This window comes from Paraburkholderia nodosa, from assembly GCF_001718195.1.
Classification (GTDB): Bacteria; Pseudomonadota; Gammaproteobacteria; order Burkholderiales; family Burkholderiaceae; genus Paraburkholderia; species Paraburkholderia nodosa_A.
In genome coordinates this window covers 1-20419 of the sequence record NZ_MCNV01000008.1, presented here as the reverse complement: position 1 = coordinate 20419, position 20419 = coordinate 1, and the positions used below count along the sequence as shown (strand labels likewise).

22 protein-coding genes are annotated in these 20419 nt (G+C 64.8%); 9 read left to right on the top strand and 13 right to left on the bottom strand.

Features of this window, described 5'->3' with window-relative positions:
• The first annotated feature begins 69 nt into the window (after nucleotides 1-69).
• From BFD71_RS15720 to BFD71_RS15695, 6 genes are all read left to right on the top strand, one after another.
• Entirely contained in the window at nucleotides 70-660 is a 591-nt protein-coding gene (locus tag BFD71_RS15720) for an NUDIX domain-containing protein (protein WP_069265270.1), read from the top strand.
• A 231-nt stretch (nucleotides 661-891) separates the two neighbouring features.
• Entirely contained in the window at nucleotides 892-1326 is a 435-nt protein-coding gene (locus BFD71_RS15715; protein ID WP_069265269.1) for a DUF1178 family protein, read from the top strand.
• A gap of 66 nt (nucleotides 1327-1392) precedes the next feature.
• The gene (locus BFD71_RS15710; protein WP_069265268.1) at nucleotides 1393-2589 is read left to right on the top strand and encodes an acyl-CoA dehydrogenase family protein; all 1197 of its coding nucleotides are present in this window, start codon (nucleotides 1393-1395) and stop codon (nucleotides 2587-2589) included.
• Between the two features lie 11 nt (nucleotides 2590-2600).
• Nucleotides 2601-3731 (top strand): acyl-CoA dehydrogenase family protein, encoded by a 1131-nt coding sequence (locus BFD71_RS15705; RefSeq protein WP_069265267.1) that lies wholly within the window; start codon nucleotides 2601-2603, stop codon nucleotides 3729-3731.
• Nucleotides 3732-3780: 49 nt separating this feature from the next.
• Nucleotides 3781-4239, top strand: a complete 459-nt coding sequence (locus BFD71_RS15700) for a MaoC family dehydratase (protein ID WP_069265266.1) — start codon at nucleotides 3781-3783, stop codon at nucleotides 4237-4239.
• A gap of 14 nt (nucleotides 4240-4253) precedes the next feature.
• The gene (locus BFD71_RS15695) at nucleotides 4254-4706 is read left to right on the top strand and encodes a MaoC family dehydratase (RefSeq protein WP_069265488.1); all 453 of its coding nucleotides are present in this window, start codon (nucleotides 4254-4256) and stop codon (nucleotides 4704-4706) included.
• A gap of 83 nt (nucleotides 4707-4789) precedes the next feature.
• Here the strand turns inward: BFD71_RS15695 and BFD71_RS15690 are convergent, their stop codons facing one another.
• From BFD71_RS15690 to BFD71_RS15665, 6 genes are all read right to left on the bottom strand, one after another.
• A complete protein-coding gene (locus BFD71_RS15690) occupies nucleotides 4790-5491 on the bottom strand; it encodes a glutathione binding-like protein (RefSeq protein WP_069265265.1) in 702 nt (233 codons plus the stop codon).
• 156 nt (nucleotides 5492-5647) lie between these two features.
• On the bottom strand, nucleotides 5648-6907 hold the full coding sequence (locus BFD71_RS15685) for an acyl-CoA dehydrogenase (RefSeq protein ID WP_069265264.1): 1260 nt from the start codon (nucleotides 6905-6907) through the stop codon (nucleotides 5648-5650).
• 59 nt (nucleotides 6908-6966) lie between these two features.
• The gene (locus tag BFD71_RS15680) at nucleotides 6967-8085 is read right to left on the bottom strand and encodes a phosphotransferase (protein WP_069265263.1); all 1119 of its coding nucleotides are present in this window, start codon (nucleotides 8083-8085) and stop codon (nucleotides 6967-6969) included.
• A 42-nt stretch (nucleotides 8086-8127) separates the two neighbouring features.
• Entirely contained in the window at nucleotides 8128-8847 is a 720-nt protein-coding gene (locus BFD71_RS15675) for a histidine phosphatase family protein (RefSeq protein ID WP_069265262.1), read from the bottom strand.
• Between the two features lie 31 nt (nucleotides 8848-8878).
• Entirely contained in the window at nucleotides 8879-9667 is a 789-nt protein-coding gene (locus tag BFD71_RS15670) for an oxepin-CoA hydrolase, alternative type (protein ID WP_069265261.1), read from the bottom strand.
• A complete protein-coding gene (locus tag BFD71_RS15665; protein WP_069265260.1) occupies nucleotides 9664-11226 on the bottom strand; it encodes a 3-hydroxyacyl-CoA dehydrogenase in 1563 nt (520 codons plus the stop codon). Before BFD71_RS15665 ends, BFD71_RS15670 begins: the two co-directional genes overlap by 4 nt.
• Before the next feature lie 108 nt (nucleotides 11227-11334).
• On the opposite strand from BFD71_RS15665, the gene BFD71_RS15660 reads away from it, so the two are divergent.
• Entirely contained in the window at nucleotides 11335-11976 is a 642-nt protein-coding gene (locus BFD71_RS15660; RefSeq protein ID WP_069265259.1) for a glutathione S-transferase family protein, read from the top strand.
• Nucleotides 11977-12057: 81 nt separating this feature from the next.
• On the opposite strand, the gene BFD71_RS15655 is transcribed toward BFD71_RS15660, so the two are convergent.
• Both BFD71_RS15655 and BFD71_RS15650 read right to left on the bottom strand, forming a co-directional pair.
• Nucleotides 12058-13248 carry a pyridoxal phosphate-dependent aminotransferase gene (locus BFD71_RS15655; RefSeq protein WP_069265258.1) on the bottom strand — a complete coding sequence of 397 codons (1191 nt, stop codon included), beginning with the start codon at nucleotides 13246-13248 and terminating at the stop codon, nucleotides 12058-12060.
• A 105-nt stretch (nucleotides 13249-13353) separates the two neighbouring features.
• Nucleotides 13354-13869 carry a putative toxin-antitoxin system toxin component, PIN family gene (locus tag BFD71_RS15650; RefSeq protein ID WP_069265257.1) on the bottom strand — a complete coding sequence of 172 codons (516 nt, stop codon included), beginning with the start codon at nucleotides 13867-13869 and terminating at the stop codon, nucleotides 13354-13356.
• 64 nt (nucleotides 13870-13933) lie between these two features.
• Here BFD71_RS15650 and yaaA point away from each other — a divergent pair, with 64 nt between their 5' ends.
• The gene (gene yaaA / locus BFD71_RS15645; protein WP_069265256.1) at nucleotides 13934-14728 is read left to right on the top strand and encodes a peroxide stress protein YaaA; all 795 of its coding nucleotides are present in this window, start codon (nucleotides 13934-13936) and stop codon (nucleotides 14726-14728) included.
• A 29-nt stretch (nucleotides 14729-14757) separates the two neighbouring features.
• Complete coding sequence (locus BFD71_RS15640) at nucleotides 14758-15921, top strand: M14 family metallopeptidase (RefSeq protein WP_069265255.1); 1164 nt, start codon at nucleotides 14758-14760, stop codon at nucleotides 15919-15921.
• Nucleotides 15922-16007: 86 nt separating this feature from the next.
• On the opposite strand, the gene BFD71_RS15635 is transcribed toward BFD71_RS15640, so the two are convergent.
• The 5 genes from BFD71_RS15635 to BFD71_RS41785 form a co-directional block, all read right to left on the bottom strand.
• On the bottom strand, nucleotides 16008-16679 hold the full coding sequence (locus BFD71_RS15635) for a BspC domain-containing protein (protein WP_069265254.1): 672 nt from the start codon (nucleotides 16677-16679) through the stop codon (nucleotides 16008-16010).
• Nucleotides 16680-16886: 207 nt separating this feature from the next.
• Nucleotides 16887-17561, bottom strand: coding sequence for an energy-coupling factor ABC transporter permease (locus tag BFD71_RS15630; RefSeq protein ID WP_069265487.1), 675 nt, complete (start codon nucleotides 17559-17561; stop codon nucleotides 16887-16889).
• Between the two features lie 10 nt (nucleotides 17562-17571).
• Nucleotides 17572-18507, bottom strand: a complete 936-nt coding sequence (locus BFD71_RS15625; protein ID WP_069265253.1) for a LuxR family transcriptional regulator — start codon at nucleotides 18505-18507, stop codon at nucleotides 17572-17574.
• 195 nt (nucleotides 18508-18702) lie between these two features.
• On the bottom strand, nucleotides 18703-19917 hold the full coding sequence (locus BFD71_RS15620; protein WP_069265252.1) for a DUF2863 family protein: 1215 nt from the start codon (nucleotides 19915-19917) through the stop codon (nucleotides 18703-18705).
• A 239-nt stretch (nucleotides 19918-20156) separates the two neighbouring features.
• Nucleotides 20157-20419 (bottom strand): hypothetical protein (locus tag BFD71_RS41785; protein ID WP_218108659.1); only part of this gene is annotated, 263 nt, incomplete at its 5' end.

Here is a 20419-nt window from a genome sequence, read left to right as displayed (position 1 = left end):
CTGGCCGGTTTCACTTCAAGCGGCGCGCGCGCGGCTTCCAGATTTTCCTGAGCACCCACGAGGCTGACTATGGCTGAACATCATCAACACGACCCGGCGCTCGCCGAGACGTGCGTGGAAAGCACGACGCTCTACGCCGGTAATTTTCTTACCCTGAAGCGCGACACCGTTGCGCTGCCGGACGGCAAGCATGCGACGCGCGAGTTCGTGCAGCATCCTGGCGCGGTGATGGTCATCCCGCTGTTCGACGACGGCCGCGTGCTGATGGAGCGCCAGTACCGCTATCCGCTCTCGCGTGTGATGACCGAATTCCCGGCAGGCAAGCTCGATCCGCAGGAGGGCGCGCTCGCCTGTGCGATCCGCGAGCTCAAGGAGGAGACGGGCTATACGGCGCGCGAGTATGTCTATCTCGCGCAGATCCATCCCGTGATCTCGTACTCGACCGAGTTCATCGACATTTACCTCGCACGCGGGCTGACCGCGGGCGCGGCGCAACTCGACGACGGCGAGTTTCTCGAAACCTTCACGGCGAGGGTTCCGGAACTGCTCGAATGGGTGCGCACGGGCAAGATCACCGACGTGAAGACGATCATCGGCACGTTCTGGCTCGAAAAGGCGCTGTCGGGCGCGTGGCCGCTCGCGAACGCTGAGCAGGGCTGACACGCTACCCGGCAGCGAATTCCTGAGCAGCGGCGGCCCTTGTGGCCGCCGTTGTCGCTTCTACGCGCACCCCAAGCGCAGGTACACCTGAAGCACCTTCAGCGCGCCCGCCCGCGCGGCGCTACAATCGAACCCCCGGGAAAGTCCCGGTGGCTGGCCGCAGGAATTTTTTCGAACGGTCGTTCACAAATTTACGATTTGCGCTAAACTCATCGCAAGCCTCGATTCCCCATGAAGGTCCTCGATTTACAGTGTCCAGACGGCCATCGGTTTGAAGGCTGGTTCGCCTCGGTTGACGACTTCGAGTCGCAACTGTCCCGCAAGCTGGTCGAATGTCCGATGTGCGGCGCCACCCATGTGACCCGCTTGCCGTCCGCGCCCCGGCTGAACCTGTCCGGCGCGAGCGAAACGCCGAAAGCGTCGCCGCACGAGCAGGCGGCGCAATGGCAGGCGCATGCGATGCGTGTGATCCGCGAGGTCCTCGAGAAGACGGAGAACGTAGGCGACCGTTTCGTCGAGGAGGCGCGGCGCATTCACTACAACGAAGCGCCGTCGCGCAACATCCGTGGAGTCGCTTCCGCGGACGATGCGCAAGCTCTCGTCGAAGAAGGCATCGATGTGATGCCGCTGCCGGTTCCGGCCGCGTTGAAGGGTCCGCTGCAATAACGCCATGCGGGTCTTCGCCGCGCCGCGAGGTTCGCTCGCACCGGCCGCGGCCAGGAGACATTGCGCATGGATCTGGACTACACCCCCGCTGACGACGCATTTCGCGCCGAAATCCGCGCCTGGCTCGAGGCCAATCTGCCTCAAGCGATGCGCGACAAGGTTCTCAACCACAAACGCCTCTCGCGCGACGACATTGCCAACTGGCACAAGCTGCTAGGCAAGAAGGGCTGGTCCGCGCCCGCGTGGCCCGCGCAATGGGGCGGCCCAGGCTGGACCGAAGCGCAACGCCACATCTGGGACGCCGAGTGCGGACGCATCGGCGCGCCGCCGGTGCTGCCCTTCGGCGTGTCGATGGTCGCCCCCGTGCTCATGAAGTACGGCAACGAGGCCCAGAAGCGCCGCTATCTGCCGCGCATCCTTTCCGGTGAAGACTGGTGGTGTCAGGGGTACTCCGAACCGGGCTCGGGATCGGACCTCGCATCGTTGCGTACACGCGCAGTTCGTGAAGGCGATCACTACGTCGTGAACGGGCAGAAGACCTGGACCACGCTCGGCCAGCACGCCGACATGATGTTCTGCCTCGTGCGCACCGATCCTGCGGCCAAGAAGCAGGAAGGCATCTCGTTTCTCCTCATCGACATGAAAACGCCCGGCATCACCGTGCGTCCGATCATCACGCTCGATGAAGACCATGAGGTCAACGAAGTCTTTTTCGAAGACGTGAAGGTGCCGGTCGAAAATCTCGTCGGTGACGAGAACCGCGGCTGGACTTACGCGAAGTATCTGCTCGGCCACGAGCGCACGGGCATCGCGCGCGTGGGCGCGTCGAACCGCGAGCTCGCCTTCCTCAAGGGCGTCGCGCTCAGGCAGAAGAAGCATGGGAAACCGCTGCTCGAAGATCCCGTATTCGCGGCGCGCGTGGCCGCCGTAGAAATCGAGCTGATGGCGCTGGAAGTGACCGCCGAGCGCGTGATCGCGAGCGCGGAGGGCGGACGCGGCCCCGGTCCCGAAGCGTCGATGCTCAAGATCAAGGGTACGGAGATCCAGCAGGCGCTGACCGAGCTGATGGTCGACGCGGTCGGCCCGCTTGCAGCGCCGTTCGACCCGGCCTACCTCGAGGGCGAGCACGAACACGCGGCCGGCGGCGACGACGACGCGGCCCCGCTCGCGGCGTACTACTTCAACTATCGCAAGACGTCGATCTACGGCGGGTCGAACGAAATTCAGAAGAACATCATCTCGCAGATGATTCTGGGGATTTGAGGAGCGGCGCCATGAACTTCAATTTCACCGAAGAACAACAGCAACTCGCCGACGCGCTGCGTCGCTATCTCGACAAGAACTACGGCTTCGAAGCACGCCAGGCGATCGTGAAGACACCGGCCGGCGTTTCGGACCAGCACTGGAACGCGTTCGTCGAACTGGGTCTGACCGCGCTGCCGGTGCCGGCGGCGCAGGGCGGCTTCGACGGCGCGCCATTCGACATGCTCGTCGTCATGCAGGAGCTGGGCCGCGCGCTCGTGGTCGAGCCGTACTGGGCAACCGCGGTGGGCGTCGAGGCGCTCAAGCTCGCGGGCGGTGCGGCCGAAGCGGAAAACGCAGCGCTGCTCGAACGCGTCGCCTCGGGCGAGATCAAGCTCGCTGCCGCGTTCCACGAGCCGCAGTCGCGCTACGACCTGTTCTCGCTGGAAACACAGGCGAAGGAGACGGGCGACGGCTTCGCGCTCACCGGCACGAAATCGGTCGTGCAGCACGGCGCCCAGGCCGACCACTGGATCGTGCCGGCGCGCTTCGCGGGTGAGGTTGCGCTCTTCGTCGTGGCGCGCGATGCGCACGGTGTCGAGGTGGGCGATTACCGCACGATCGACGGCCAACGCGCTGCGACGCTGACCTTCAAGGAAGCGCACGCGCGCCGTCTTGGCGACGCGCATGCCGGCGCGGCGACATGGGAGAAGATTGCCGACTACGCCACGTTTCTGCTATGCGCGGAAGCCGTGGGAGCCATGGACGCGCTCAACCACGCCACGGTCGAATACACGAAGACGCGTCAACAGTTCGGCGTGCCGATCGCGCGCTTCCAGGCGCTGCAGCACCGCATGGCAGAGATGCTGATCCACGCCGAGCAGGCCCGCTCGCTGACTTACCTGGCCGCCGCGCGTTACAGTAGCGAGTCGGCCGATGAGCGGCGCCGCGCGATCTCGGCAGCGAAGGTGCGCGTGGGGCAGGCGGCGCGGTTCATCGGCCAGCAGGCCGTGCAGCTGCACGGCGGCATGGGCGTCACCAACGAAGTGGCGGCCGCGCATCTGTTCAAGCGTCTCGCGATCATCGAAACGACGCTCGGCGATGTCGATCACCACCTCGAACGCTTCGCATCGCTGCCCGGTTTCGCGCAGGCAGCAGCGTAACGCGTGGCGGCAGCAGGCAACAACAGGGCAACATCGGCGGAGAAAACGGATGGGCGTGAGTTACGAAGATCTCGAAGTGGGCAAGCGCTATGTGGTCGGTTCGCACACCTTTGGGCGTGACGAGGTGGTGCAATTCGCGGAGCAGTTCGACCCGCAACCATTCCACATGAGCGAGGCGGGCGGCGAGGCGTCGATGTTCGGCGGGCTCGTCGCGAGCGGCTGGCATACCTGCTCGGTCATGATGGGCATGCTCGTACGCAACTTTCTCAAGGACTCGACCTCGATGGGCTCGCCCGGCGTCGACGAGATTCGCTGGCTCAAGCCCACGCGCGTGGGCGACACGCTGACGATGACGAACGCGATCCTGAGCAAGCGCGTCTCGGCGAGCAAGCCCGATCGCGGTATCGTCGAAACGCAGTGGGAAGGACACAACCAGCACGGCGAGCTGATCGTGACCGTGCGTTCGAAGGCGCTGTTCGGCCTTCGCCATCCAGGGAGCGTAGCGTGAGCGAAAGCGATGTCATGCAGATTGCCGACGCGGCGGGGTTGCGCGTGCTGATCGGCGCAGGGCCGCTCGTGAGCGGCTGGCGCGAGGTGAGCGAGGCGGACGTGCACGGTTTTGCCGACGCCACGGGCGACCACCAGTGGATCCATATCGACACCGAACGAGCGCGCCGCGAGTCGCCGTTTGGCGGCCCGATCGCGCACGGCTTTCTCACGCTTTCGCTGATTCCCGTGCTGCTCGGAGGGACGCTGCACATGCGTCAGCGCATGGGCGTGAACTACGGGCTCAACCGCGTGCGCTTCACGCAGCCGGTGCCCGTGGGCGCGAAGGTGCGTGCACGCATCGCGGTGAAAGAAGTGAGCGACGTGGAGGGCGGCGGCGTGCAGGTCGTGTGGGATGTGAGCATCGAGCGCGAAGGCAGCGAGCGGCCCGCATGCGTGGCCGAGTTCATCACGCGGCACTACTTCTAGTTTGATTGCGTGCTCAACGAAAAGGGGCGCTCCGTTGCACGGCGGGCGCCCCTTTGATTTTGCGCGGATTTCCGCGTAATGCGTTAGTGTCTGGCGTACTGCGTCGCGCCGAACAGCATCTCCTTCGCCTTCTCATCCATGAGCGGCTTGCGCGCATTGGCGAGCACTTCCACGCCGCGCTTGACCGCCGGCCGCGCGGCGATCGTTTCGTGCCAGCGCTTCACGTTGGGCAGCGAATCGAGATCGATGCCCTGGTTTTGCCAGGAGCGCGTCCACGGGAATGCGGCGATATCCGCGATGGTGTACTCGTCCCCGGCCAGATACTCGGTCTTTTCCAGCTGCGTTTCCATCACGTTGTAGAGCCGCTTCGCCTCGTTCGTGTAGCGATTGACCGCATACTCGATTTTCTCGGGCGCGTAGATGCGGAAGTGGTGCGCCTGGCCGAGCATGGGGCCGAGACCGCCCATCTGGAACATCACCCATTGCAGCACGTCGTAGCGCGCCGCGAGGTCCTCGGGCATGAAGCGGCCGGTTTTCGCGGCGAGATAGATCAGGATCGCACCCGACTCGAACAGCGAGAACGGCTGGCCGTCGGCGCGGCGCGGGCCTTCGGAGTCGGTAATGGCGGGAATCTTGTTGTTCGGGCTGATGGCGAGGAATTCGGGCTTGAACTGGTCGCCCGCGCCGATATCGACCGGATGCACCCGGTATTCGAGGCCGGTTTCCTCGAGCATGATATGGACTTTGTGACCGTTCGGCGTGGCCCAGCTGTAGACGTCGATCATCGTGGCTCCTTGGCACCATGAAAGAAGGCGCCGCGAAAGTCTGGATAGTCTTGCGCGACGCCCGATCTGGCGCAAATTAGCATAGATCGGCGTCGCTCGCAGAGGGCGCCAGAGCGCCCCTGCTGCGCTTGTGGACTTACGTGGACTCGCGCGGACTTACGAGCGCGTGACCGGCATTTCCACGCGCGATGCCGCGCCCGCGTCCATATGGCGAGCGAGTTCGAGCTTGGCGATGGCGTTGCGGTGCACTTCATCGGGGCCGTCCGCGAAGCGCAGCGTGCGCGCCGAAGCGTACGAGTACGCCAGCGGGAAGTCGCCGCTCACGCCCGCCGCGCCGTGCACCTGCATGGCCCAGTCGATCACCTGGCAGGCCATGTTCGGCGCCACCACCTTGATCATGGCGATCTCGCCGCGCGCGCCCTTGTTGCCGACGGTGTCCATCATGTACGCGGTCTTGAGCGTGAGCAGGCGGGCCTGCTCGATCATGCAGCGCGCTTCGGCGATGCGCTCCTGCGTGACCGTTTGCTGGGCGACCGCCTTGCCGAACGCCACGCGGGAGAGGGCGCGTTTCGCCATGAATTCGAGCGCGCGTTCCGCGAGGCCGATGAGACGCATGCAGTGGTGAATGCGGCCCGGTCCGAGCCGCCCTTGCGCGATCTCGAACCCGCGGCCTTCACCGAGCAGAATGTTCGAAGCCGGCACGCGCACGTTTTCGAGCGTGATCTCCATATGGCCGTGCGGCGCGTCGTCGTAGCCGAACACGGTGAGCGGGCGGCGCACGGTGATGCCGGCCGTATCCGACGGCACGAGGATCATCGACTGTTGAGCATGGCGCGGCGCATCGGGGTCGGTCTTGCCCATCAGGATGTAGATCGCGCAGCGCGGGTCGCCCGCGCCCGACGACCACCACTTCGTGCCGTTGATCACGTAGTCGTCGCCGTCGCGCTCGATGCGCGTCTGGATGTTCGTCGCGTCCGACGAGGCCACGTCGGGCTCGGTCATCAGGAAGGCAGAGCGGATCTGCCCTGCCAGCAGCGGCGTGAGCCATTGCTGCTTGTGCGCCTCGCTGCCATAGCGCTCGATGGTTTCCATGTTGCCGGTGTCGGGCGCGCTGCAGTTGAATACTTCAGGCGCCCAGTGCACGCGGCCCATGATCTCGCACAGCGGCGCGTATTCGAGGTTCGTGAGACCCGCGCCGCGTTCGGAGGCGGGCAGGAACAGGTTCCATAGCCCGGCCGCGCGAGCTTTTTCCTTCAACTGCTCGACGATCTCCGTCGGCACCCACGCATTGCCGTTCGCGCGATTGCGCTCGACTTCCTCGTGGAAGATGGCTTCGTTCGGATAGATGTGTTCGTCGAAGAACGCGAGCAGTTTCTCGCGCAGGGCCTGCACTTTCGGGGAGTAATCGAAATTCATCGGTGACCTCGCAATGCGATGCAGTGACAGTGAAAAGTGAGTCGTTCTCGAACGGGTTTTCAGCGCACCTTCTGCGCGTAGCGCCAGGCGAGTTCCGCCATGGGCCTCGCGCGGCGGCCGGCGTCGATGGCCTGCGCGCTCGCGGCTGTGCCGTCCACGACGCGTTTCATGATGCCCTGCAGGATCGCCGCGATCCGGAACATGTTGTACGCAAGATAGAAGTTCCAGTCGCCGCGAATCTCGAGGCCGGTGCGCTCGCAATAGCGCGCAACGTACTGCGCCTCGTCGGGTATGCCGAGCGCCTGCCAGTCGAGGCCGGCAATGCCGCGAAACTGCGCGGGATCGACGTGCCAGGCCATGCAGTGATACGAGAAGTCGGCGAGCGGGTCGCCGAGCGTGGAGAGCTCCCAGTCGAGCACGGCCAGCACGCGCGGCTCGCTCGGATGAAAGATCAGGTTGTCGAGCCGGTAGTCGCCATGCACGACCGATACGCGCGAGCCCGCATCGTCGGGCATGTGCTGCGGCAGCCATTCGATCAGGTGATGCATGGCGTCGATGCGCTCCGTTTCCGAGGCCTGATACTGGCGGCTCCAGCGATCGATCTGGCGTGCGAAATAATTGCCTGGCTTGCCGAAGTCGGCGAGGCCCACGGCGTTGGGCGTCACGTTGTGGAGCGCGGCGATCACACGGTTCATCTCGTCGTAGATCGCGCCGCGCTGCTCGCGCGTCATGCCGGGCAGCGACTGGTCCCAGAGCACGCGCCCCTCGACGAACTCCATCACGTAGAACGCGCGGCCGATCACCGCCTCGTCGTCGCAGAGCGCGAGCATCTTTGCGACCGGGACATCGGTTGCGGCGAGCGCATCCATCACGCGGTATTCGCGTTCGATCGCGTGCGCGGACGGCAGCAGCTTCGCCTTGGGTCCTGGCTTCGCGCGCATCACATAGGTGCGGCCGGGGGTGACGAGCTTGAACGTCGGGTTCGACTGGCCGCCGGCGAACTGCTCGATCGTGAGGGGGCCCTGGAAGCCTTCCACGTGAGCGGCGAGCCAGGCGCTCAGCGCTTCGGTGTCGAAGCGCTGGCGCTCGGCAACCGGGCGCGTGCCTTCGAACGCCGAGTAGTCGGGGCGCGTTTGCGCGTTGTTTTTCGTGTCTCCATCCGGGGTGGCTTGCGCCATATTCGTCTCCCTTCTCCTGATTCTCCTGTGGGTCGCCGCGCGTCAGCCGCGCGGTCTATAGCGCAGGTATTGCGCGTACAGCATCTCCATCGTCGTGTTGCGGGTGTCGCGATGCAGCGGTGAGGGCGGAGCGTAGTTGAGCATGCGCACGACCCAGTCTCGCGGCGCGGCGCCGACATCGAGTGCGTTGATGCAGCCCGTGGCCTGCGCGAGATGGCCGAAGAATGCGCGTCCGCCCGCCGTGATTGCATGCGAGAGAATCGCGCGGTTCACGCCGCCGTGCAGCACGAGCAGCGCCGAGTCCCACGTGAGGTCGGCGCGCAGCGCATCGAGCGGCGGCAGCACGCGGTCGAGCAGCTCGCCGATGGTCTCGCCGCCGAGAAAGCGCGTGTCTTCCGGCACGATGCCGTCGAACACGCGCAGAAAGGCGTTTTCGACTTCAGCGGGAGGAATGGCGGCGAGACGGCCGCCGCGAATCTCCTCCCACGCGCTCTGCACTTCGAGTTCGATCGACTGACCGCTTGCCGCGAGCACGCGCTGCGCGGTCTCGACCGTGCGGCGCAGTCCGCTCACGATCACGCGGTCGAAACGCACCCCCTGCAAGGCGAACGCTGCGCCGGCGGCGGTGGCCTGGGCGCGGCCGTTCTCGTTGAGCGGCACGGTGTCCGGGTCGATTGCGCGACCGGTCTCGTCGAAGTAGGTGACGTCGCCGTGACGCATCACGTAGAGGCGCCGGCGCGCGGGCAACGGGTACTCGGTCATGGGTGTGTCGCTCGTGCGGATTGCAGCCGGTTCACTTGTAGACAGGGGCGCGTTTTTCGAGGAACGCGGTAATGCCTTCGAGGCCGTCGCGGTGATGCAGCGACGCGACGAAACTGTCGCGCTCCGCAGCGAGCTGTGCTTCGAGCGGCTGCGCGTCGGCGACGTTCGTCAAACCCTTGATGCGCGCCACCGAATTCGGCGAGATCTTCGCGAGTTCGTCGGCCCAGGCAAGCGCCGTATCGAGCGCCGTTTGCGGCTTCGAGAGCCGGTTCACGACGCCCAGTTCCGCGAGACGCGCCGCGCCGATCGGCTTGCCTTCCACCATCAGCTCGAACGCGAGGGCACGCGGCAGCGAGCGCGCGAGGAACCACGAACCGCCGCCATCGGGCGTCAGGCCTACGCGCGAATAGGCCATGACGAACTTCGCATCGTCGGCGGCGACGAGCAGGTCGGCGGCGAGTGCGAGCGAGAAGCCCGCGCCGGCGGCCGCGCCTTCCACGGCCGCGATGATCGGCTTGCTCGACTGGCGCATCGCGGTGACCCACGCAGCGAGCATGTCGATGCTGGCGGCCTGCACCGACGGGTCCTTCGCGCGGTTTTCGAGCAGGCGGTTGAGGTTGCCGCCCGCACAGAAGAAGTTGTCGGCGCCGGTGAGGACGATTGCGCGCAATGACGAGTCGCGCTCGGCGGTGTCGAAGGCTTCGACGGCAGCGGCGTACATGTCGGGATGCAGCGCGTTGCGTGCGCCGGGGTTCGACAGCGTGAGAACGAGTGTCGATTCGTGGCCTTGCGGGCGGGTGCTGAGGAGTTCGGCGCTCATTGCGGTGCCTCGTTCGATGCGTTGATGTCTGCTGCGTCTGCTTGCGTCAGCGAAAGGCCGAGCTGCGCGCGGCGCGCGAGCCACGGCGACGGGCGATAGCGCGGATCGCCGAGCACGGTGTGGATGTTGCGCAGGATCGTGAGGATCGTGCGCGCGCCCAGCGCGTCGCCGAGCGCGAGCGGGCCGCGCGGGTAGCCGAGACCCAGCGTGACCGCGAGGTCGATGTCACGGGGCGTGGCGATTTGTTTTTGCGCGATGTCGCAACCGATGTTGACGATCGTCGCGACGATACGCTGCGCGACAAAGCCCGTCGAATCGCGGATCACGGTGACCGGCACGCCGTCGGCGGCGAAGAGCGCGTGGCCCGCGTCGCGGGCTTCGCGCGTGGTGGCGGGCGTCGTCATCAGCGTGCGGCGCTTCGCGGTGTCGAGCGGGAAAAGCGTGTCGACGGCGACGACGCGGCTCGCGTCGAGCTGCTCGTCGAGCGCGGCGGTCGTGGCGTCGAGGCCGAGCGGCGCGACGACGATCAGCGAATCGGCTGCCGGCGTATCGCTTTCGTCGACGGCCACGCTCGCTTTCGCTGCGAGCGCGAGCACGGCGTCACGCGCGGCGGCGTTGCGGCGGCTCACCCAGACGCGCGCAGGCAGCGCCGTGGGCGCTGCGGGCTCGTCGGGCGCCTGCTGCTTGCCATCGACATAGCGATAGAAGCCTTCACCGGCTTTGCGGCCAACGAGGCCGCCTGCGAGCCGCACACCCGTGATGGGGGAGGGCGTGAAGCGCGGCTCCTCATAGAACTGGTGATAGATCGACTCCATCACCGGATGCGAGACATCGAGGGCGGTGAGGTCGAGCAACTCGAACGGTCCGAGGCGAAAGCCAGCTTGTTCGCGCATGATGCGATCGATCTCGACGAAGCTCGCTACGCCTTCGCCCGCCGCGCGCAGGCCTTCGGTATTCATGCCGCGGCCCGCGTGATTGACGATGAAGCCGGGCATGTCCTTCGCGCGCACTGGCGTGTGGCCCATGCGGCGCGCGAGCGCCATGAGCGCGTCGCCGGCGGCGGGATCGCTGCGCAGGCCGTCGATCACTTCGACCACCTTCATGAGCGGCACGGGGTTGAAGAAGTGATAGCCCGCCACACGCGATGCATCGCTACACGCGGCAGCGATGGCAGTAATGGAAAGCGAAGAGGTGTTCGAAACGAGCAGGCAACGCTCGCTCACTACGCTTTCGAGCTCGCGAAAGAGCGTGCGCTTGGCCTCGAGATTCTCGACGATCGCCTCGATCACGAGATCGCAGACCGCGAGTTCATCGATCGTATGCACGCCGCTCACGCGTTCGAGCGCGGCGTTGGCGGCAGCCTCATCGAGCTTGCCTTTTGCCGCGAGTTTCGCGAAGGTGTCGGCGAGATAATCGCGCGCGGCGGCGACCGCCTGCGGGTTCGTGTCGTAGAGGCGCACCGCGAGGCCTGCCTGCGCGGCGATCTGGGCGATGCCGCGGCCCATCGCGCCGGTACCGACGATGCCGATTGTCTCAATGTTGAAATGATGTGAAGTCATTGGAAGCCTGGCTCCATGATTGGCCTAGAATAGCACGGTCGTACAATTTTATGAAAACGGTCCGGCAGTTCCGAAAAGGGAGCTGCCTCTCTGAAGGAGGCAACGAGGATGATCAAGCTGCACGGTTTCGCGCTTTCGAATTACTACAACAAGGTCAAGCTTCTGCTGCTCGAGCACGGCATCGCGTTCGAGGAGCTGCCGAACAAGCTGCCGCTCGAAGAGGCGCAACTCGCGCAGTCGCCGGCCGGCAAGGTGCCTTATATCGAAACGGAGCAGGGCTTTTTGTGCGAGTCGGAAGTGATCGTCGAGTATCTGGCAGCGCGCTTTCCAGAGAAGCACATTTTCGCGGCGGATCCGTGGCAGGCAGCGAAGGAGCGCGAACTCATCGTTTTCATCGAAACGCATCTGGAGTTGAACGCGCGTGAGCTGTATGGCGAGGCGTTCTTCGGCAGCAAGGTGACGGACGAGGTCAAAGCGACCATGGAAAAGCGGCTGCGCCGTTACGTGGCGGCCTTCAGGCGGATCGCGAAGTTCGCGCCTTACGTGGCGGGCAAGCAGTTCGGCGTGGCCGATGCGGCGGCGTTCGTGAGCCTGCCGCTCGTGGGCCGCGCGACGCAGGCCATCTACGGTAGCGATTTCCTCGCCGACGTGGGTATCGACTGGAAAACGTATATCAAGCTGATCGGTGAACGCCCGACGGCGCAGCGCGTCAACGCGGACCGCAAGGCGTATATCGAGGCGAACTCGTAAGCGTTGCGGCGTTTTGCACGTTGTTGCGCGCGATGATCGGGAACGCACTGCCGTTCGTGGATTCATCGCGCGCGCACGACATCAGAGCCGCGCAAGCCGCTCGAGCGCGGTCGCGAGCGTGCTTTCCTGCTTGGCGAAGCAAAAGCGCACGACGCCCGATTCGTGCGCCTCGTGATAGAACGCCGACACCGGAATGGCGGCCACGCCGATCTCCGCAGTGAGCCACTTCGAGAATTCCGCTTCGGGCAGATCGCTGATCGCCGAATAGTCCACGCACTGGAAGTAGGTGCCTTCGCACGGCAGCAGCTTGAAGCGCGTGTTGGCGAGTCCGGCGCGGAAGAAGTCGCGCTTCTTCTGGTAGAACGCGGGCAGTTCCAGATACGGCTTCGGATCACGCAGATACTGCGCCAGGCCGAACTGCATCGGCGTGTTCACGGTGAAGACGTTGAACTGGTGCACCTTGCGGAACTCGGCCGTGAGCGGCGCGGGTGCGGCGACATAGCCCACCTTCCAGCCCGTCACGTGATAGGTCTTGCCGAAGCTCGACACGACGAAGCTGCGCGCGGCCAGCTCCGGATAGCGCGCCACGCTTTCGTGCGGCTGGCCGTCGTAGACCATGTGCTCGTAGACCTCGTCGGAGAGGATCAGCACGTTGGTGCCGCGCACGATCTCCTCGAGCTTTTGCATGTCCTCGGCGCGCCACACTGTGCCCGTGGGGTTGTGCGGCGTATTGATGAGGATGAGGCGCGTTTTCGGCGTGATGGCCGCGGCGAGGCGGTCGAACGCAATCGCGTAGTCGGGCGCTTCGAGCGTCACGAACACGGGCTTGCCGCCCGCCAGTTCGATCGACGGCAAATAGCTGTCGTAGGTCGGCTCGACCACGATCACTTCGTCGCCCGCGTGCACGGTCGCGAGAATCGCCGTGAGGAGCGCTTGCGTGGCGCCGGCCGTCACCGTGATCTCGCTATTGGCGTCGTAGCGGCGGCCGTACACGTGCTCGATCTTGTCCGCGATCGCTTCGCGTAGCGCGGCGATGCCTGCCATCGGCGGGTACTGGTTGTGGCCCTCGCGCATGGCGTGCGAGACGGCGTCGACGATGCGCCCGTCGCAATCGAAGTCGGGAAAGCCCTGGCCCAGGTTGACCGCGCCCTTTTCGGCGGCGAGCGCGCTCATCACGGTGAAGATCGTCGTGCCGACGTTCGGCAGACGCGACGGAAAAGAGGGCGTGAGCAGGGTGTCCTGCGAATTCTGCGTGGGATGCGGTGCGTTCATGTCGCGGGCGGGAGTCGGGCGTTGGGTTGGGTCAAAGTCCGATTGTAGGCAAATCGGCACCGCTGCGGTGGTCAGGCCGGGCGCGCACGCCGTGATGCAGGGGCATCAGGCCTGCGCTGCTTGAGCAGCGCTTTGCACGCATTCGGCGACGAAGGCGTCGGGCGTTGCGATGCGAAAGCCAAAGTCGCGCGCCACGCGCTTCGCGAGCTTGAGCACCGCGCGGTCCTTCGAGACGAGCCACTGTGCGCCGCTTGCGCGCGCCAGTTCGAGAAACTTCTGGTCGTCGCGGTCGCGGCATTGGGGCAGGGGCCGCGCGTCGGCGGCAAGCCCGGGCAGCTCGATCAGTTCGACGAGGCCGGCCAGCGCCGCGAGCGCGTCCGCTTTCGCGACGCCGCGGCCAGCGAACTGCGGATAGTCGAGCACGTGGGCCAACTCGGCCTGGCAACGCGCGTCGATCAGCGCCTGGATCGCGCCGCGCTCGAGCGCCGCGCGAATGGGGCGCGTGTGCGCGTCGTCGAACACGAGGATATCGAGCCAGACATTCGAGTCGAGAACCACGGGGAGCGCGCGAGCGGCGGCGGGCGAGAGGGATGCTGCGGTTGGGGGCGTGAGGCCGGTCATTCGTGAATTCGCTACAATCGGGCTTTCGCCTTTGAACATCGGCACATCGTGCCTGCAAGCCTCTATGATAATCGTTCTGTCGCCGGCCAAATCGCTCGACTATGACACGCCGGCGCACATCGAAGCCCACACTATCCCCGATTTCGTCGACGACGCAGCCGAGCTGATCGCGGGCTTGCGCCGCCTCTCGCCGCAGCAGATCGGTTCGCTCATGAGCATTTCCGACCCGCTCGCGCGCCTGAATTTCCAGCGCTACGCCGACTGGTCGAAGCAGTTCAGCCAGACCAACGCGAAGCAGGCCGTGCTCGCGTTCAACGGCGATGTCTACGAAGGCTTCGACGCGAAGTCGCTCTCGTCGGCGGATCTCGACTATGCGCAACAGCATGTGCGTGTGCTCTCCGGACTGTATGGCCTGCTGCGTCCGCTCGACCTGCTGCAGCCTTATCGCCTGGAAATGGGCACGCGTTTCGAAAATGCGCGCGGCAAGGATCTCTACGCGTTTTGGGGCGAGCGCATCACGCACGCGATCAATGCGCAGATCGAGCACAACCAGGCGAAAGCGGCGAAGGGTGCGCGCGTGCTGGTGAACTGCGCGTCGAACGAGTACTTCAAGGCCGTGAAGCCGAAGAAGCTCGCCGCGCCTGTGATCACGCCGGTATTCGAAGACTGGAAGGGTGGGCGCTACAAGATCATCAGCTTCCACGCGAAGCGTGCGCGCGGCTTGATGGCGCGTTATGCCGTCGAGAACCGCGTGGCGGAGCCCGAGGCGCTCAAGGCATTCGATGTGGAAGGCTACGCGTTCGATGCGGATGCATCGAACGATTCGACCTATGTATTTCGTCGGCGCATCGCCGAGTAAATGAACAAGCAAGCGGGAAGGAAAACACCATGACGATTGCCATCTCCAGCCATTTCGATGCGGGCGCGATCGAGGTCCTGTCGTGCGAGCGCGCCGACGACATCCGTCTGCGCGTGCGAGCGGATAACCAGTCCGAGTTCGCGCAATGGTTCTACTTCCGCCTCTCGGGCGCGCGCGGCGAACGTTGCGTGATGACGTTCGAGAACGCGTCGGCCTGCGCATTTCCCGAGGGCTGGCGCGACTACCAGGCCGCGGCGAGCTACGACCGCGTGAACTGGTTCCGCGTGCCGACCTCGTATGACGGGAAGGAACTCGTCATCGACCACACGCCCGACTTCGACAGCATCTACTACGCGTACTTCGAGCCGTATAGCGAAGAGCGTCACTCGGAGTTCCTCGGCGCGCTTCAGCAACTGCCACACGCCACACTGACGGAACTCGGCCAGAGCGTCGAGGGCCGCCCCATGTCGCTGCTCTCGCTTGGCATGCCGGGCGACACCGCGCCCGACGGCAAGCCCAAGAAGACGGTCTGGATCATCGCGCGCCAGCATCCGGGTGAGAGCATGGCCGAGTGGTTCGTCGAAGGGTTGGTCAAGCGGCTCGCCGGTTGGGGCGACTGGGCTGGCGATCCGGTCGCGCGCAAGCTTTACGACCGCGCCGTGTTCCATATCGTGCCGAACATGAATCCGGACGGCAGCGTGCACGGGAATTTGCGTACCAACGCCGTGGGCGCGAACCTGAACCGCGAGTGGATGGCGCCGGACGCGCAGCGTAGTCCCGAAGTGCTGGTCGTGCGCGATGCGATCGAAGCCACGGGCGTCGATCTCTTCTTCGACATCCACGGCGACGAGACGCTGCCCTATGTGTTCGTGGCGGGCTCGGAAATGCTGCCTGGCTTTACCGATCAGCAACGCGCGGAGCAGAAGGCGTTCATCGAGGCGTTCAAGGTGGCGAGCCCCGACTTCCAGGATCAGCACGGCTACGAGGCGAGCCGCTACCGCGAAGATGCGCTCAAACTCGCGTCGAAGTACATCGGCCATCGCTACGGCTGCCTGTCGCTCACGCTCGAGATGCCGTTCAAGGACAACGCCAATCTGCCCGACGAACGCGTAGGTTGGAACGGTGAGCGTAGCGCCGCACTTGGCGCTGCGATGCTGCAGGCCATCCTGCATCACGTGGAGGCGTTTGCGTAACACGCGTCTTCACCGCGCAGACATCAAGAAAAGGGGGAAACGGCCAGGCCGTTTCCCCCTTTTTCGCGTCGAGAACACCGACGGGTTCAGTTGGCCGTCGTCTTCTTCTTTGAAGTCGCTTTTTTCGCAATGGATTTTGTCGTCGTCGATTTGCTGGACGACTTCGTGCTGCTCGTCGACGTTCTGTGGCTCGACTTGTTCGCAGGCGCTTTTTTCGAACCGTTGCCAGTGGCCTTCCTGGTCGAATGCTTGCCCTTTCCATGGGCGCCGCTCGACGCCGTGCCGCGCTCGCTGCGTGCGTGCGCCGGCGGGACCGGATCGTTCCAGCTGAACGCGAGCATCTGCTGCCCGACATAGCCGCAGCGAAACTTCAGGTCATAGGGCGAGTTGCCGCTTTCTTTGGGAATGCCGATGCCGTCGACTGTCACGATCGTATCGACCTTTACGCGCTGCTTGCCTTCGTCGAACGAGTCGTTCCACGGCGTCACGCTCGCGTGCGCGCTGTCGAACGAACTGGGCGGAAACTCGACGTGATCGAGCGCTGTCGATGTGCTTGCGACGAAGTCGCCGTGCGCCGCGCAGTCCGCGACTAACGGGTCCGCGTGCATCTGGGTGACGAACTGCTTGACGAGATCGTTGTGTTGATCGAGTTGATCGGCCTGCGCGGCTGGCGCGGCGATGAGCATGAGGCTCGCGGCGCACGCCGCCAGTTGACCGGCTACGAACAACAGCCGGCGAGATGCATGGTTGCAGTCCATCTGCTTGCTAGGGATGAGGGGTGAGACGTCAGGCACCGTAAGATGCAGCCCAGCCAGCTTGAGTTCAATCCGGAAACAATTATTTTCTTCTGTCAGAGCAGTGGGATCGGCAGCAAGCGCTGCTGCGTATGCGCTTGCGGCCGAGCGCGACGTGCGGTCGCGCCGTCGCCACGTTGCTGGCGGTGGGGCGTCCGGCTGAGGCAGCGTTCAGGTTCGCGGGCCGCCCAGGCGATAGCGACGCACGTCGTACGTGGTGACCCAGGCCGGCCGGTAGACGGCGATCAGCGCCGTTGCCATACCTGTGAACCAGGCTTCGCCCGAAGCGAGTAGAAATACGCTGAATGCATAGCCTGCGGGCACGGTGATCGCCGATCCGCCGTTGAGCGCCACATGGGTGCCGAGCGCGAGATAGGCCGCCGCCGAAACGGCGATGGCTGGCGACACGAAACCCTGGCCGACGATGAACATGAAGAGGTTGCGCGGCAGCCACGCGGTGCAGGCGCGCTGCAGTAGCGCCGAAATCGCGACAGGGAAGGCGCCGAATATCAGGAAGGTGAGGGCGACGCCTTCCCAGGGGGCGTCGAAGACCAGTGCGGCGAGCCCGACGACGACGCCCATGGCGACGAGCGCGAGCCCCCAGTCGAATAGCGTGACCACGAGTGTGGCGCCGAGCAGGTGCAGCACGGTGCCGTCTTCGAGCCACGCATTACTTGCCCACAGCACGGAGATTGCGACGACGATCGCAAGCCACACGTGCTGGAGCGTGGCGTCCTGCAGACGCTTGAAGGGGTTCTTCCATAGCGCGAGCGCGAGCAGCCCCACGGTGACAACCCAGGCACCGATAGCAACCCAGAACGGAAGCGGCGTAAATAGGAACCCCATGTGCTTCATATTACTCGTTGGAAGGCGAGCCGTGTGCGCGAGCGAGCACCAGGGCTTCCTCCTCCGTGCTCTCACTGGCCTCGCCGACGTCGACGGGGCGCATCTGCTGCGCCGCGGCGAGGTCGCCATAGGGCGTCACTGGCTCCGCGGCGATGGGTAGGGGAGCCGCACTGTCGCCTGACAGCAACGGATAGCGATGCGCAAGAGCGTCGCGTGCGCGCAATGGCACCGGACCGTGCTCGCCGTGCCTGGGCTTCGCCGCACGCTCGCATTCTGCGCGCAACACCTGCAGCTGGTTCGCGAGCAACCCGTTGTAGATCGCGACGGCTGCCGCGCGATTGGGCGCGCCGAGCTGCTGAAAGATGCTTGTCAGATGGACTTTCACCGTGCCCTCGCTGATGCCGAGCGCTCTCGCGATCATCTTGTTCGTATTGCCCATATGGACGCAGCGAAGGATCTGCTCCTGTCGTGGTGACAGGTCCACCTTCGGACGTACCTTGCGGGCCTGTGCGGCGGCCTGGGCATCGCGCCGGGGCGGCAGCGGCCATGGCGTGCATGGACCGAGCACGTCGGCCGGCAGATGATCGCCACCAAGCATGATGAGTTCCAGAAACTTCACAATCAGGACGGAGTCCGTTGTGCGCCGGATGACGCCGCGGGCGCCTTCGTTGATGAGCGCGCGCACAGTCGTGGGCGTCTCGGCGCTGTCAACCAGTATGGCGACGGGCAAGCTGCGGTGCCGCATGACAAAGTGGCGCAGTTCGCCGGCACGGATGTCGTCGTGCCAGTCGATCACGATCAGGTTGGGGGTGAACCGTTGCAAGGCGCGCTCAGCGCTGCGCCAGTCCGGCGCATCATTGAAGCGTGCGCGACGGTCGATTTGTCTTAACAGCGCCTTGAGTCCTTCGCGCCTTTCGGCGTCCGGATTGAGTACAACGAACCGCATGGATATGCCCTCCTTTCGTAACGGCCTCTCGCAATATTGTGAAATGCGCACCGCTTCTACTCGGCGGTGAACCAGACCAGCAGCACCATGATGACAAAAAGGTTGCGCGCTGGCGGCCTGTCCAAAAGGCATAAGACATAGGGCAAAAAAAAGTCCCGCACACAGGCGGGACCGGGTAGGAATTTGGGCGTTGTCCTAGTGGAAATGTGGCTGTACGGGCTCAGCATCTTCTGGCATCTCGGCGTGGACGATCTCGCCGAGTGGATCCGCATAGAGCGGCACGCCGCAGTCATCGCAGTATTCCGGCTCGAAGCGGCCAGCGTGACGACGGATATCGGTGATGCCCGATTCCTTCAGCAGCGCAACGATCTCTTCGAGCGGACCGCTGCTGACACTCTCCTCGGTCGGCTCTTCGTCGATGTCGGCGTCGCCGTTCTCGCGGCCATAGAGCGGCCAGACCACGCCATACAGTACGTCATTGCTGCCGCGCTTCGTGAAGCCGATGCGGTATTCGTCGATACGGCGCTCGCCGAAGCCGGCGACGACGGCGCGCAAGTCCTGCGCACCCGCGCCGATCGTGTCGAGCAGATAGCGCACGGCGGTGCGGATCGTGTGCGGGCGCACGCGCTCGTCCGCGTCACGGCAGGCAGAGTAGTAGGCGTCCGGCAGCAGGCATTCGAACTCGCATCCTGGCATGACGACGGCAAGGTTGGCGCCGCCCTGGGTGGCCCATTGTTCCAGGCATTGACCGCGCTCGATGCGCGAGCCGTGTTCCTCTTCTTGCCAGCGGAAGAGCGGGGCGCCAACGGGCGCAGCGACGACGGCGAGCAGGAAACGCGGATCGGCGAGGATCGGCGACGTTTCCGGCAGTTCGCCCGAGCTGATTTTCGCCGGCGCGCCGCTCAATGCCGCCTGCGCAAGCTGTTGTGCGAGGCGCCAGGTTTCGACATGGTGGCGCGGCAACTGGTCGATGCTATAGAGATAGGGGGCCATCGCCACGCGCGTGCCGTTCGCCAGCACATGGGCCTGCAGATGGGTGCGCAGGGCGTCGGCGCCGTCGGCCTTCAGCGGGCCCGAAGGGATGACATAGCGCGTCCAGGCCAGCACCGGCGCGGCGACGAGCAGCGCCTCGTATTGCGCGCCGTCGTGTTCGACGATGAACGACTCGCTGTGCGTCTCCGCCATGTCGGCGAGCGCGCCGTAGGCGTCCGGATGATTCTGCTGCAGATGATCGAGCGCGGCGTCGAGTGTGGTCTGATTGCCGTTGCGCACGACCTTCGCTAGCAGCGTGTCGAGCTTTGCCTCCCAGAAGCGGTCTTCGGTGCGGCTGCCCGAGGCGAACAGGGCGAGCGAGAGGCCGACGAGTTTGTCGGCGTCAGGAGGAAGGCGTTTGGCGATTCGCGAGCGCATAAATCTGTGAGTTTGGGTGCAGAGAACCCCATATTCTAGTCGGTTCCGTGCGCGCCATCGGTTTGGGCAGCAGGAGCGCACCGAATGGGCCTCGGTGCGATGCAGGATCGTCGTTGCTGCACAGCCGGAAGGCATCGACCGGAAGCACTATGACGACTGCTCTATGGAGCAGGCGAGCCGTGGTCAGCCCGACTTTACTAGCCGGTCAAAAAACCGCTTGCAAGATGTCATCTGCGTGACTAGAATTCCGGTCTTTCGCGCTTTCGATGAAGGCGCGGGGAGACGGGAAGCCTGGGGCGAAAGCCTTGTGGTGGCTGGGTCTGCGGGTGATTCGAAGTTGAGCGGCAGGTTGAACGAAGTAAAAAAACCTGTTGACAGATCGCCGGGCAGTCTTCATAATCTCGTTTCTCTGCTGCTGACGCAGCAACGCAGAAAGAAGCCGGTAGTTGAGCAGTTTTAACGGCAACTTCGCGATCGATCTTTAAAAATTTACAGCCGATAA